Annotated in this window: 11 protein-coding genes, 1 pseudogene and 1 riboswitch; all 12 genes and pseudogenes read left to right on the top strand. The window is 71.4% G+C overall.

Going from position 1 to position 14,227, the window contains the following annotated elements; genetic code table 11:
* Window positions 1–740, top strand: a pseudogene (locus tag CIB93_RS13240) (serine/threonine protein kinase); the annotation flags it as partial.
* 141 nt (window positions 741–881) lie between these two features.
* Complete coding sequence (locus tag CIB93_RS13245; protein ID WP_096626996.1) at window positions 882–1,538, top strand: SurA N-terminal domain-containing protein; 657 nt, start codon at window positions 882–884, stop codon at window positions 1,536–1,538.
* 52 nt (window positions 1,539–1,590) lie between these two features.
* A complete protein-coding gene (locus tag CIB93_RS13250; protein ID WP_096626997.1) occupies window positions 1,591–2,583 on the top strand; it encodes a nucleoside triphosphate pyrophosphohydrolase in 993 nt (330 codons plus the stop codon).
* A gap of 41 nt (window positions 2,584–2,624) precedes the next feature.
* Entirely contained in the window at window positions 2,625–5,015 is a 2,391-nt protein-coding gene (locus tag CIB93_RS13255; RefSeq protein WP_257002165.1) for a tetratricopeptide repeat protein, read from the top strand.
* Window positions 5,012–6,313, top strand: a complete 1,302-nt coding sequence (locus CIB93_RS13260; protein WP_096626998.1) for a cytochrome P450 — start codon at window positions 5,012–5,014, stop codon at window positions 6,311–6,313. The genes CIB93_RS13255 and CIB93_RS13260 overlap by 4 nt, the downstream gene beginning before the upstream one ends.
* A 175-nt stretch (window positions 6,314–6,488) precedes the next feature.
* Window positions 6,489–7,547 (top strand): transglycosylase family protein, encoded by a 1,059-nt coding sequence (locus tag CIB93_RS13265; protein WP_096626999.1) that lies wholly within the window; start codon window positions 6,489–6,491, stop codon window positions 7,545–7,547.
* Between the two features lie 290 nt (window positions 7,548–7,837).
* Window positions 7,838–7,992: riboswitch (cyclic di-AMP (ydaO/yuaA leader) on the top strand.
* A gap of 5 nt (window positions 7,993–7,997) precedes the next feature.
* Window positions 7,998–8,693 carry a transglycosylase family protein gene (locus CIB93_RS13270; RefSeq protein WP_096627000.1) on the top strand — a complete coding sequence of 232 codons (696 nt, stop codon included), beginning with the start codon at window positions 7,998–8,000 and terminating at the stop codon, window positions 8,691–8,693.
* A 357-nt stretch (window positions 8,694–9,050) separates the two neighbouring features.
* Window positions 9,051–10,331, top strand: coding sequence for a phosphopyruvate hydratase (eno, locus tag CIB93_RS13275; protein WP_096627001.1), 1,281 nt, complete (start codon window positions 9,051–9,053; stop codon window positions 10,329–10,331).
* A gap of 93 nt (window positions 10,332–10,424) precedes the next feature.
* Window positions 10,425–10,895: a septum formation initiator family protein gene (locus tag CIB93_RS13280; protein ID WP_096627002.1), complete on the top strand. Its 471-nt coding sequence runs from the start codon at window positions 10,425–10,427 to the stop codon at window positions 10,893–10,895.
* Window positions 10,896–10,955: 60 nt separating this feature from the next.
* Window positions 10,956–11,495 (top strand): DUF501 domain-containing protein, encoded by a 540-nt coding sequence (locus CIB93_RS13285; RefSeq protein ID WP_096627003.1) that lies wholly within the window; start codon window positions 10,956–10,958, stop codon window positions 11,493–11,495.
* A complete protein-coding gene (locus CIB93_RS13290) occupies window positions 11,492–12,436 on the top strand; it encodes a Ppx/GppA phosphatase family protein (protein WP_096627004.1) in 945 nt (314 codons plus the stop codon). Before CIB93_RS13285 ends, CIB93_RS13290 begins: the two co-directional genes overlap by 4 nt.
* Window positions 12,437–12,810: 374 nt before the next feature.
* A complete protein-coding gene (locus CIB93_RS13295; RefSeq protein WP_030730565.1) occupies window positions 12,811–14,196 on the top strand; it encodes an NAD(P)/FAD-dependent oxidoreductase in 1,386 nt (461 codons plus the stop codon).
* The last annotated feature ends 31 nt before the right edge of the window (window positions 14,197–14,227 follow it).

Consider the following 14,227-nt stretch of genomic DNA (forward strand, 5'->3'; position numbering starts at 1 on the left):
CGTGGCCGGACCGGGCCGCCGCGGCGGCTGCCGTGGCGCCCGCTGCCGCCCCCGCGCCCACGTCCTTCACCGGCGCGTCGCCCGCCCTGCCCCCGCCCCCGGTCGCCTTCGGATCACCCGCGCAGCCCGCCCCCGTACCGCACGCCACCCCCGTACCGCAGCCCGCCCGCCCGGACGTGGCGCGCGCCGTGGACGAGGTGAAGCGGCTGCTCGGCGAGGGGCGGATCACGCAGGCAGTGGACATCCTCGGCGCGACCCTCCCGGCCGCCGCCGCCGAGCACGGCGAGCACTCACCGGTCGTCCGCATCCTGCGCAAGCAGTACGCCGCGACGCTGATGGACGACGGACAGTACCGCCGCGCTCTGCCCGAGCTGCGCCGCCTCACGGAGGACCGCGCCGCCGAGGCGGGCCCCGCCGACGCCCAGGTCCTCCAGTTCCGCTACGACGCCGCCCAGTGCCTCGAACAGCTCGGCGAATCCGTGGCCGCGCTCGGGGAGTACCGCGCGGTACTCCCGTACTACGAGAACGCCTACGGGGGCGCCACCTCCGACCCCGGCCGGGCCCTCGACATCCGGCATCGCATCGGACAGCTGCTCCTGGCGGTCGGCGACCACACGGCGGGCCGGGCCCAGCTCCAGTCGCTGCTGTACGACGCCGAGCGCACCTACGGGCCGCACCACCCGCTGCCGGTGGACCTGCGCCGCCTCCTCAGCCACCAGCGGGACGTCCGCGGCGGCTGAGGGCGGCACCCGTCCCCGGCCACATCCCCAACTCCTCCCGAATCGTTGGTCGAATCAGTGGCACAGGCCACATCCACTGCCTAACATCGATCACCGCAAGGCTTTGTGCACCGATGCACAAACTCTCCCCGGGAGGCTCCTTTGCACCGCCGTCGTCGCACCGCGCTCTCCGTCCTCGCCGCAACACTCGTTGCCGCGCCGCTCCTTTCGGCCTGCGGCAACCAGGCCCACCCCGGCGCCGCGGCCGTCGTGGGCGGCGAGCGCATCGAGGTGTCGGCGGTCCAGGCCCAGGCGGCGGACGTCCGCAGCGCCCAGGAGAGCTCCCCGCAGGCCGTCCAGCTGGTGAACAAGTCGGGCCAGCTCAACCGCGCCAAGCTGCACGGGCTGATCTTCAGCCGCATTCTGGACCGGGCCGCCGAGGACGCCGGCGTCACGGTCACCCGCAAGGAGATCCAGGAGATGCGGCTCGCCAACCGCGCGCAGTACGGCGGCGAGGAGCAGCTCCGGGCGATGATGCTCCAGCAGCGCTGGGTCGCCCCGGACCAGATCGACGCCGACATGCGCCAGGAGGTCCAGCTCCCGAAGCTCGCCGAGGCGCTCGGCGCGGACCTCGGAACGCCTGCCGGGCAGCAGGTCGTCGGCGAGGCTCTGACCAAGGCGTCAAAGGCGCTCGACATCGACGTCAACCCGCGCTTCGGCACCTGGGACGACCAGAAGATGCAGCTCGGCAACTACAGCGCGCCCTGGATCAGCCAGGTCACCACGTTCGCCCCGCAGGACCCGCAGGCGGGCGCCTGAGCCGACGCGGAGCCGTCCGCCGGGACCCGGGAGCCCGGGGTAGGTTCGCAGGGTGAACGCCGAAGCCCCCGCCGCCCCCGACAGCTCGCCCGACACCGGACGTATCGTCCTGCTCACCGCCAGCCACCGGGTCGCCCCCGGGCTGCTGTCCTGGCCCGCCTGGCAGACCCTGCACGCGGCCGACCGGGTCCTGTGCACCGACCCGGACCAGCCCCAACTGCCCTACCTGCGCGAGGCGGGCGTCCGCGTCGAGCAGGCCGCCCCCTCCGCCGACGAGCTGGTCGCCGCCTGCGCGGGCGGGCGGAGCGTGGTCGTCCTGGTCGGCGGCGAGGGCGACAGCCGTCTGACCGACGGCCTGGCCCGGCTCGGCGGATCGGGCCGGGTGGCCATGCCGGACCTGGAGCTGCTCCCCGGCTCGTACGACCTGCCCGGCGCACGCCTTCTGGACCTGGTCCAGGTCATGGACCGAATCCGCCGCGCGTGCCCCTGGACCTCACGGAAGACGCACAAGGGCCTCGCCAAGTACGCGATCGAGGAGGCGTACGAACTGGTCGAGGCGATCGAGGACGGCGACCGGGACGAACTGCGCGAGGAGCTCGGTGACGTCCTCCTCCAGGTCGTCTTCCACGCGCGCATCGCCGAGGAGCATCCCGAGGAACCGTTCGACGTGGACGATGTCGCGGGCGGCCTCGTCGAGAAGCTGATCCACCGCCACCCGCACGTCTTCGGCGACGAGAGCGCCGAGACCCCGGAGGACGTCCACGCGCACTGGCTGCGCACCAAGGCGATCGAGAAGCAGCGCACCTCGGTCACCGAAGGCGTCCCCCTCGGACAGCCCGGCCTGGCCCTCGCCGCGAAGCTCGCGAGCCGTGTCCGTACCGCCGGACTCACGGTTCCTCTGCCCGTCGGCGACACCATCGGCTATGAGCTCCTCGCCCTCGCCGTACGCGCCGAGGCGGACGGCGCCGACCCGGAGGCCGCCCTCCGCGCGGCGGCACGCGCCTACCGGGACGCGATCGTGGCGGCGGAGGGCGAGGCGGGTTAGTACCGTGACAGCAGGGGCTTCACGAGGGGCGGGGAACGGGTGTGGACGCTGAACTGGAGGCGCTGACGGACGCCTTGATGGGGGCGACGCTGGACGCCGAGTGGTGGCGCGAGGAGCCCGCCGGGGTGAGCGCACCGCTCGGGGACTTTCTCGGCCAGGTCCGGGAGTGGCAGCGCCTGGGGGACACCTCGCTCCAGAGGTCCGCCACCCGACGCAGGGTCAGGGCGATGCTCCAGAGAATGGGGAACGAGCACCCGGAGGAGACCGGGCGACTGCGTCGGATACTTGAGGACCGCAGAACGGCGGAGCTGCGCCGCGCTCGTGAAGTCGTGGCGCGGTGGCCCGCCGCGCGGGAGCCCTCACCCGCCGTCGGCGTCACCTCCACGCGCAACGCCGTCTCCGGCGGCATCTTCCACGAACCGGTGATCCAGGCCGGGACCGTCACCGGCGGCATGCACACCTACTACGGACAGCCGCCGCACTCCGGCCTGCCCCCGGTCACCGACTGGCCGCAGCTGGACCTGGCCGACCCGATCGACCTCGGCGTGCGCCGTCCGCGCCGTATCGCCGACGAACCGCCCCTGCCGCGGTACGTGGCACGGGACTGCGACCCCGGACTGGAGGCCCAGGTCCGGACGGCGGCGCGGAACGGCGGGCTGGTGATGGTGACCGGTGAGCCTCTCTCCGGGAGGACCAGGACGCTCTGGTCCGCGCTGTTCACCAATCTCTCCGGCACGACGAGAGTCCTCACCCCGGTGCCGGGCACGGATCTGCGCCAGCTGCCCGCCGTGCTGCGGGCCCGGGGCGACGCGGAGTGCGTGCTCTGGCTCGACGACCTGGACGGCCACCTCGGCGACCACGGGCTGACCGCCGCCCTCCTCGCCGAACTCGTCCGCCTGCGCGTCCCGGTATTCGCCACCATGAGTGACGAGGCGTACGACGCCCACCGCTTCGGCAGCCCAGCGCACGCCCGGCTCCTGAGCGGCGTGGAACCCGTCGAGCTGAGCACGGAATGGTCCCCGGCCGAGCAGGAACGGCTCGCGGCCGCCGCCCGCGACGACCTTCGCCTGGCGGGCGCGTACACACATCGCACCCGGCACAGCACCCCCGCGTACCTCACGGTCGGGCCGGAACTCCTGGGCGAGTGGCGGCGGGCCCGTCGGGCGAACGCGCACCCGCTCGGCCACCGCCTCGTGCTCGCCGCGATCGACCTGGCGCGCTGCGGGGTCGAGGGGGCGGTCCCGGTGGACGTGCTGCGCGCGGCGAGCGACCTCTACGAGAACGCGACCCCGGGCGCCCCGCACGAGGACTTCGATCAGGCCCTCGCCTGGGCGTCCGGTATCCGTCACGGTGTCACGGGCATGCTCGTGCCCGGTGCGGAGGGCGGCACCTGGCGGGTGTACGGCTCCCTGGTCGAGGACGCACGGGACGGTCTGCCGGGTTTCGGCCCTGTTCCGCTGGAGCTGTGGCCGCGCGCTTTCGAGGCGGTGGCGCGCGAGGGCGCCGCGTCGCCCGCGGTGGGCGTCGTCCTCGAATCCGCCCGCGCCGTCCTGGGGCCGCAGGCGGACAGGGACCCGGAGGCGCCGCTGACCCTCGGCCGCATCGAGGAGGAGTACGGGGACGACGCGGCCGCCGAGGTCTGGTTCCGCCGGGCCGCGGAGGCAGGCAGCACCGAGGCCGCGGGCCGGCTGGGGAGTCTGCTGTTCGACCGGGAGGACATGGCGGCCGCGACCCCGTATCTGGAGGAGGCCGCGGAGAGCGGGAACGTCGAGGCGCAGCGGCTGCTGGGCATCGCCCTCGCCCAGCGGTCGGAGCACTGGCTGCGGGCGGCGGCGGAGAGCGGTGACGCGGTCTCCGCGTTCTGGCTGGGCGACCTGCTCCGGGGCGACGGGGACCACCAGTCGGCCCTGCACTGGTACCAGAAGGCCGCCGAGTGGGGCCGGGTGAAGGACGTCGCCTCACGCATCGGCTTGCTGTACTACTCCTGGGGCGATTACGAGGAGTCGGTGCGGTGGCACCGGATCGCGGTGCGGGAGGGGGACAGCCAGGCGGTCAACGATCTCGGCCTGGCCCTTGAGCAGCGCGGCGAGACGGAGGAAGCGGCCCTCCTGTTCCAGCAGTCCGCCGAACAGGGGGATGCCACCGGGGCCAGCAACTTCGGCCTGCTCCTGGAGGAACGGAGCGAACCGGAAGAGGCCCGGAAGTGGTTCGCGAAGGCCCACGAACTGGGTGACTACGCCGCGGCCTACCTCCTCGGGCGCTCCCTGACGGCGGAGAAGCGGTACGGCGAGGCCGAGGAATGGTTCCGCAAGGCCAAGGCGGTGGGCCATCACTACGCCGAGCGCGAGTTGGCCGACCTCAGGGCGGCGCGGGGCGGTGGCCCCCGGCTCGACGGCTCCACCGGCGGGACTCCGGATACCGTCAAGGAGTGAACGACAGCCCCGCCTGCCCCCATGCCGCTTCCTCCGAAGGTGCCCCCGAACTCTTCACCTGGGAGTTCGCCACCGACCCCTACCCCGCCTACGCCTGGCTCCGCGAGCACAGCCCCGTACACCGGACCGCGCTGCCCAGCGGGGTCGAGGCGTGGCTCGTGACGCGGTACGGGGACGCCCGGCAGGCGCTCGCCGACGCGCGGCTGTCCAAGAATCCGGCGCACCACGCCGAGTCGCCGCACGCCAAGGGGAAGACGGGCATTCCGGGCGAGCGCAAAGCGGACCTGATGACGCATCTGCTGAACATCGACCCGCCGGACCACACCCGGCTGCGCCGGCTCGTGTCCAAGGCGTTCACCCCGCGCCGGGTCGCGGAGTTCGCCCCCCGGGTGCAGGAGCTGACGGACCGGCTCATCGACGACTTCGTCGAGAAGGGGGAGGCCGATCTGATCCATGACTTCGCCTTCCCGCTCCCCATCTACGCCATCTGCGATCTGCTCGGCGTCCCGCGCGAGGACCAGGACGACTTCCGGGACTGGGCGGGCATGATGATCCGGCACGGCGGCGGTCCGCGTGGCGGGGTGGCGCGGTCGGTGAAGAAGATGCGCGGCTATCTCGCCGAACTCATCCACCGTAAAAGGGAGAATCCGGGCGACGACCTGATCTCCGGGCTGATCCGGGCCAGCGACCACGGCGAGCACCTCACGGAGAACGAGGCCGCGGCGATGGCGTTCATCCTTCTCTTCGCCGGGTTCGAGACGACGGTCAACCTCATCGGGAACGGCACCTACGCCCTGCTGCGCCACCCCGAGCAGCGCGCCCGGCTGGAAGCCTCCCTGGACGCGGGGGAGAGCGGACTGCTGGCCACCGGGATCGAGGAACTGCTCCGGTTCGACGGGCCGGTGGAGCTCGCGACCTGGCGGTACGCCACCGAGGCGCTGACGCTGGGCGGGCAGGAGATCGCCGCCGGAGATCCCGTACTGGTGGTGCTGGCGGCCGCCGACCGGGACCCGGAGCGGTTCGCGGAACCGGACACTCTGGACCTCGCGCGGAGTGACAATCAGCACCTCGGTTACGGGCACGGCATCCACTACTGTCTGGGAGCGCCGCTGGCCCGGCTGGAGGGCCAGGCCGCACTGGCCACGCTGCTGAAGCGGCTTCCTGGCCTGCGACTTGCGGCGGAACCTGCCGATTTGCGCTGGCGCGGCGGCCTGATCATGCGTGGACTGCGGACTCTCCCGGTCGAGTTCGAGCCCGGAAGCCGTCTCGAAAAAAGTGACTCGCTGTCAACTCTGTGACTTTCACGTGATCTGCGCTGCATCGACTTGTGACATGCGTTCGAGTCCCGCTAGGTTCACGGTTCGACGCGTCGGTCGCATGTTGCCCACGCGTCACTTGCGCACCGTGCATGCACGGATTCCCGCGGCGCGGTGCTCAAGTCACTCGCTTGTCAGTCGCACGGAAGGCATACCCATGGGCTCCGCGAACGGCAGACACCGCCGCCCTCGCCAGGCACCCGCCATCGTCGTCGCCGCAGGCGTGACGGGATCGGCCATCGCCATCCCGCTGCTCGGCGCGAGCGGCGCACACGCGGCCGAGTCCGCCACCTGGGACCGGGTCGCGGAGTGCGAGAGCGGCGGCATGTGGAGCGCCGATCTCGGCAACGGCTACTACGGCGGGCTCCAGTTCTCGCAGGAGACCTGGTCGGCGTACGGCGGCACCACGTACGCGCCCCGGGCCGACCTCGCCAGTCGCTCGCAGCAGATCGCCGTCGCCGAGAAGGTCCTGGGCGACCAGGGGGCGAAGGCCTGGCCGAGCTGCGCGGTGATCTCCGGCCTCGCGGTGGACGGCAGCCTGCCGGGAGTCGACCCGGGCACCGCACCCTCGGGTGAGCCGACGTCAGCCCCGACCGACGGGACGGACGCATCCGGCGAGACGGGCGAATCGAACACGGTCGACCAGGCTGATGGAAGCGACAGGGGCGACAAGGGCGACAAGGGCAATAAGGGGAGTAAGGGCGATACGTCTGATACGTCCGCCGGTGCGGGCGACGCCGCCAAGGGTGACGGCGACGGCGGTGCGGGGGAGGGGAGCGGCACTCCCGCCCCCTCGACGACTCCTTCCGCCCCGCCGGCCTCCGAGGTGCCCGACGCCTCGGAGCCCTCCACCGCCCCCGACGCCTCGACGGGCGGCGAGCGCGAGGCCGGCGGCAAGCACCGGGGCGCCCCCGCGCCCGAGGAGGCCGACGCCGCGGGCGGGGGCGGCCCCCGTGAGTCCGGCCGGCACGCTTCGCGGGGCGAGGGCGACGTGCGGGACGGCGGCGCGGCCGCCGGTGACTACGTCGTGCAGCCCGGGGACAACCTCTGGGCGATTGCTGACGCACAGAAACTCCCCCAGGGCTGGACCGGTCTGTACGAGGCCAACAAGGACCTCCTGGGCTCCGACCCGGACCTGATCCTCCCCGGTCAGAGCCTGGACGTGGGGCTGGGGCAGGGTGCTTCCGAGGCCGCGGCAGAGCCCGCCGCCAACTGATCCAAATTCGGGAAAACGCCCCGAAATCCCGGGCAGTTAAGAGGCCTATGTCCACTTTTGTGTAAGTGAGACATGGGTCTCTTTGCTTCAACTGGCCCAGCTCGCCCGGCTCGTCCGCACACATCGCCTCCGACCTGCGGAAACGGTCCGCCGCCCCTGGGGAGTTCGGGCCGATTGCCCCCTATGTCCATCTTTGAATGTCGGGGTTGCCTGTGTTTACGGTCGGAACCGCTCGCACCGCGGGCCCCGTCGACCGTCACGCCGAATCCTGCCGTCGGTCGAGGGGAACAGACGCGTAAGCGCCGTAGGCAGGAGCGGGGGAACCAAGGTAGGCCGCCGGATCCGTACGGGACCGGCTTGGGGTGAAGTCGTGCGAGCCGCGCGACCGGGCAACTCATCAGCCCGAACCCGACAGCTCACCTCGTAGGCGTCGGTGAGGAGATTCGTTCCATGCTGCTGAACAGCAAGGGCAAGCACCGCCGCCCGTCCAAGGCCGTCCGTCTCGCCACCCTCGCGGGTGTCGCCGGTGCCGCCGTCGCCGTCCCGCTGATGGGCGCGACCAGCGCTTCCGCGGCCTCCGTCGAGACCTGGGACGCCGTCGCCCGGTGCGAGTCCGGCGGCAACTGGTCCATCAACACCGGCAACGGCTACTACGGCGGGCTCCAGTTCTCGCAGTCCAGCTGGGCCGCCGCCGGAGGTACGCAGTACGCCCCGCGCGCCGACCTGGCCACCAAGGGCCAGCAGATCGCCACCGCCGAGAAGCTCCTCGACATGCAGGGCCCGGGCGCCTGGGCCTGCGCCGGTGCGGGCGGTCTCACCAACGACGGTGTGGACCCGGGTGTGAACACCGGCTCCGGCCAGGCGCAGCCCGAGCGCCAGGCCGAGCAGCCCACCACGCGCAGCGAGCAGCGCACCGCTCCGCAGGCCGAGAAGAAGGCCGAGAGCAAGAAGACCGTCACCACCCCGACCGGCGAGAAGGTCAAGAAGGGTGACGGCGAGTACGAGGTCAAGCCCGGCGACACGCTGAGCGGCATCGCCGAGAAGGAAGACGTCAAGGGCGGCTGGAGCAAGCTCTTCAAGCTCAACGACGACATCGTCGAGGACGCGGACCTGATCTTCCCGGGTCAGCAGCTCCACCTGAAGTAGAACGCCGTCTCTCCTCCCCGGAGGGAGGATGTCCGGCGGCCCCCTCCCTCGCACGGCTCCCCGGCCCGGCGCGCTCACCCCCGTGCGCGCCGGGCCGGGGTCTTTGGGCGTGCGGGGCGCGGGCGCGGGGTGCGCCAGGGGCCGGATGCGTTCACCTCTTGTCGGCAGCTCGCCGGCAGTGCTTGTTACTGCTCAGTAGATTTTTGGAGTTTTGTCCCGTCATGCGGGTCCTTGGGTCCTTTTTCGTCCCAGGAGGCGGGCGGTCGGCCGGCTCACGCGGCCGGGCCGGTTAGGCTCGTGTCGCAAGGCCACAGTGACCCTGCACAACCAGTGTCATATCCCAGAAGGAGATGCCTCGTGCCGTCCATCGACGTCGTCGTAGCCAGGGAAATCCTCGACTCCCGGGGGAACCCCACGGTCGAGGTCGAGGTTGGCCTCGACGACGGCAGTACGGGTCGTGCTGCCGTTCCGTCCGGCGCCTCCACCGGTGCGTTCGAGGCCATCGAGCTTCGCGACGGTGACCCCAACCGCTACCAGGGCAAGGGTGTCGAGAAGGCCGTCCTCGCCGTCATCGAGCAGATCGGCCCGGAGCTCGTCGGGTACGACGCCACCGAGCAGCGCCTCATCGACCAGGCGATGTTCGACCTGGACGCCACCGAGAACAAGGCCTCGCTCGGCGCGAACGCCATCCTCGGCGTCTCGCTGGCCGTCGCCCACGCCGCCTCCGAGGCGTCCGACCTGCCGCTCTTCCGCTACCTCGGCGGCCCGAACGCGCACCTGCTGCCCGTTCCGATGATGAACATCCTGAACGGCGGCTCGCACGCCGACTCCAACGTGGACATCCAGGAGTTCATGATCGCCCCGATCGGCGCGGAGTCCTTCTCCGAGGCCCTGCGCTGGGGTGCGGAGATCTACCACACGCTGAAGAAGGTCCTCAAGACCAAGGGCCTGTCCACCGGACTCGGCGACGAGGGCGGCTTCGCCCCGAACCTGGAGTCCAACCGCGCCGCCCTGGACCTCATCGTCGAGGCCATCAAGGAGGCCGGCTACGTCCCGGGCCGTGACGTGGCGCTCGCGCTCGACGTGGCCGCCTCCGAGTTCTACAAGGACGGCGTCTACGAGTTCGAGGGCAAGTCCCGCTCGGCCGCCGAGATGACCGAGTACTACGAGGAGCTCGTCTCCGCGTACCCGCTGGTCTCCATCGAGGACCCGCTGTACGAGGACGACTGGGCGGGCTGGAAGATCATCACCGACCGCATCGGCTCCAGGGTCCAGATCGTCGGCGACGACCTCTTCGTCACCAACCCGGAGCGCCTGGCCCGTGGCATCGAGGAGGGCTCCGCCAACGCCCTGCTCGTCAAGGTCAACCAGATCGGTTCGCTGACCGAGACCCTGGACGCCGTCGAGCTGGCCCAGCGCAACGGCTTCAAGTGCATGATGTCGCACCGCTCCGGCGAGACCGAGGACGTCACCATCGCCGACCTCGCCGTCGCCGTGAACTGCGGCCAGATCAAGACCGGCGCCCCGGCCCGCTCGGACCGCGTCGCCAAGTACAACCAGCTGCTGCGCATCGAGGAGATCCTCGACGACGCCGCGGTGTACGCGGGCCGCTCCGCCTTCCCGCGCTTCAAGGGCTGACCCGTAGCCCCGAGACGGTAGCCTCCGCCCGTCCCCGCACCCGGTCCCGTACCGTGTGCGGGGACGGACGTGCGTAACGGGGAGGCGGGAGACATGGCCGGGAAGAACCGCGACCGGTTCTCCACCGCGACCAGGCTGCGCCTGCTCGGCGAGCAGACCGCGGCCCGCGTGTACCGTTCGCAGAGCCGCCGTCAGGCCCGCCGCTCCCGGCTCACCGGCCGGGCCGCTTTCCTCGCGCTGATCGTCTGCTCCCTGGTGGTGGCGCTCGCCTACCCGATGCGGCAGTACGTCTCCCAGCGCGACGAGATCGCCGAGCAGGAGCGGCTCTCGCGGCAGGCGGAGCGGCGCACCGAGGAGCTGCGGGACGAGAAGGCGCGGCTCCAGGACGACGCGTACATCATGCGGCTGGCCCGCCAGCACCTCCATTACGTACTCCCCGGAGAGACCGGCTACACCGTGGCCGACCCCGACGCGGCGAAGGACCGCCGCGGCGAGCCGGGGGCGAACGACCGCCCCTGGCACACGAACCTCTGGGACGGCGTGGACAGCGCCGACCGCGACTGACGTACCCACTTCACCTCCGAGCTCCCCTCCGACGAGCTTCCGAGCAGAACCAAGGCAGGCATGGAAACGCCCCCTCCGCAGACCGAGTCCACCAAGCCCACCGACGCGGACATCGCCGCGTTCCAGCAGCAGCTCGGCCGTCCGCCGCGCGGCCTGCGCGCCATCGCGCACCGCTGCCCGTGCGGCAACCCGGACGTGGTGGAGACCCAGCCCCGTCTGGAGGACGGCACGCCGTTCCCGACGACGTACTACCTGACCTGCCCCCGGGCGGCCTCGGCGATCGGCACGCTGGAGGCCAACGGGGTCATGAAGGAGATGACGGCCCGTCTGGAGACCGACCCGGAGCTGGCCGAGGCCTACCGGGCCGCGCACGAGGACTACATCACCCGCCGCGACGCCATCGAGGTCCTGGAGGGCTTCCCGAGCGCGGGCGGCATGCCGGACCGGGTCAAGTGCCTGCACGTCCTGGTCGGCCACTCGCTGGCGGCCGGGCCCGGGGTGAACCCGCTCGGCGACGAGGCCATCGCGATGCTGCCGGAGTGGTGGGCCAAGGGCCCGTGCGTCACCCCGTGCACCGACTCCGAGGGGCCGGACGCATGACCCGGGTCGCCGCCGTCGACTGCGGTACGAACTCCATCCGGCTGCTGGTCGCCGACGCGGACCCCGCGACCGGCGCGTTCACCGAGCTGGACCGGCGGATGACGATCGTCCGCCTGGGCCAGGGTGTCGACCGGACCGGCAGGCTCGCCCCCGAGGCGCTGGAGCGGACGTTCGCGGCCTGCCGGGAGTACGCCGCCGTGATCAAGGAGCTGGGCGCGGAACGCGTCCGCTTCGTCGCCACCTCCGCCTCCCGGGACGCCGAGAACAGCGACGCGTTCGTGGCCGGTGTCCTGGACATCCTCGGCGTCGAGCCCGAGGTGATCACCGGCGACCAGGAGGCCCAGCTCTCCTTCGACGGGGCGACCAAGGAGCTGGCCGGCGGGGACCACCTGGCGAAGCCGTATCTCGTCGTCGACATCGGCGGCGGCTCCACCGAGTTCGTCCTCGGCTCCGAGACGGTCGCAGCGGCCCGCTCCGTGGACATCGGCTGCGTCCGGATGACCGAGCGTCACCTGGTCGCGGACGGGGCGGTGGTGGACCCGCCGACGCCCGAGCGGGTCGCCGCGATCCGTGCGGACGTGGACGCCGCGCTCGACCTCGCCGCCGGAAGCGTGCCGCTCACCGAGGCGGCGACGCTCGTCGGCCTCGCGGGCACCGTGACCACGGTCGCCGGGATCGCGCTGGAGCTGGAGGAGTACGACTCCGAGGCCATCCACCACTCCCGGATCACCCGCGGCCAGGTCCGCGCGATCACCGAGCATCTGCTCCGGTCGACCCACGAGGAGCGCGCCGCGATCCCCGTGATGCACCCGGGCCGGGTCGACGTGATCGGGGCCGGGGCGCTCGTCCTGCTCGCAGTGATGGAGCGGACCGGCGCCCACGAGGTCGTCGTCAGCGAGCACGACATCCTCGACGGCATCGCCTGGAGTGCGGCGGGCTGACCCGGGCCGACCGCTCTCAACCGCTCGGCCACCTGCACCGCGAGGAAGTTCGTGAACTTCTTCACAAGGAATTCGGCCCTGTCGGGTGCAGTTCGGCCTCTCGGGGGCCGTACGGGTCGCCCGCAGGGCCGTAACGAACGGTTCCGGACATGTTCCGTACGCATGGCGCGCGCATGGAAGGGGGCGGTGGTTCACCCGGTCCGGAGGGCCAAGGGCCAGCTCACAAGCGGTGAACAACGTCTTCCGCGGGGCCGTGGTTCCCTTTTGTGCCCATGACCTGGGTCACGTGGGCGGCGAAGTGTAGCAGAGGGCCACTCAATCCTTGTGAAGGGGCTCACGAGCACCCCCTCCGGGCGGGGTGGATACTCGATGGCATGAGCACCACGGAGCGTCCCAGGATCCTCGTTGTAGGCGGTGGGTACGTAGGCCTGTACGCAGCTCGTCGCATTCTGAAGAAGATGCGGTACGGAGAGGCGACCGTCACGGTCGTCGACCCGCGGTCGTACATGACGTACCAGCCCTTCCTCCCCGAAGCTGCCGCAGGCAGCATCTCGCCTCGGCATGTCGTCGTCCCGCTGCGACGCGTGCTGCCCAAGGCTGAGGTTCTCACCGGTCGTGTCACGACCATCGACCAGGACCGCAAGGTCGCCACGGTCGCGCCGCTCGTCGGCGAGGCCTACGAGCTGCCCTTCGACTACCTGGTCATCGCGATGGGCGCGGTCTCCCGTACCTTCCCGATCCCCGGCCTCGCCGAGCAGGGCATCGGCATGAAGGGCATCGAGGAGTCCATCGGCCTGCGCAACCACGTCCTGGAGCAGCTGGACAAGGCTGACTCCACGACCGACGAGGACGTCCGCCGCAAGGCGCTCACGTTCGTCTTCGTGGGCGGCGGTTTCGCCGGTGCGGAGACCATCGGCGAGGTCGAGGACATGGCCCGCGACGCGGCGAAGTACTACACCAACGTGAAGCGCGAGGACATGCGCTTCATCCTGGTCGACGCCGCCGACAAGATCCTTCCCGAGGTCGGCCCGAAGCTGGGCGCCTACGGCAAGGAGCACCTGGAGAGCCGCGGTGTGGAGATCTACCTCTCCACCTCGATGGACTCCTGCGTCGACGGCCACGTGGTCCTGAAGAACGGCCTGGAGGTCGACTCCAGCACCATCGTGTGGACCGCCGGTGTGAAGCCGAACCCGGCGCTCGCCCGCTTCGGTCTGCCGCTCGGCCCCCGTGGTCACGTGGACACCTCCGAGAAGCTCCAGGTGCAGGGCACCGACTACATCTGGGCCGCGGGCGACAACGCCCAGGTGCCGGACATGGTCGGCCGCCGCGCGGGCAACCCGAACGCCTGGTGCCCGCCCAACGCCCAGCACGCGCTGCGTCAGGCGAAGGTCCTCGGCGACAACGTGATCTCCGGTATGCGGGGCTTCCCGCAGAAGGAGTACAGCCACGCCAACAAGGGTGCGGTCGCCGGTCTCGGCCTGCACAAGGGCGTCGCGATGATCGTCATGGGCAAGGTGAAGATCAAGCTCAAGGGCCGTCTCGCCTGGTACATGCACCGCGGCTACCACGGCATGGCCATGCCGACCTGGAACCGCAAGATCCGGATCTTCGCCGACTGGACGCTGGCGATGTTCCTCAAGCGCGAGGTCGTCTCGCTCGGCGCCATGGAGACGCCGCGCGAGGAGTTCTACGAGGCCGCCAAGCCGGCCCCGGCTCCGGCCGCCGCCAAGCCCGAGGGCGAGAAGGCCAAGGCCTCCTGACCTCCCGGTGAGGCAGCTCCGCAAGGAGCAC

This window comes from Streptomyces sp. WZ.A104 (genome assembly GCF_002382885.1).
Classification (GTDB): domain Bacteria; phylum Actinomycetota; class Actinomycetes; order Streptomycetales; family Streptomycetaceae; genus Streptomyces.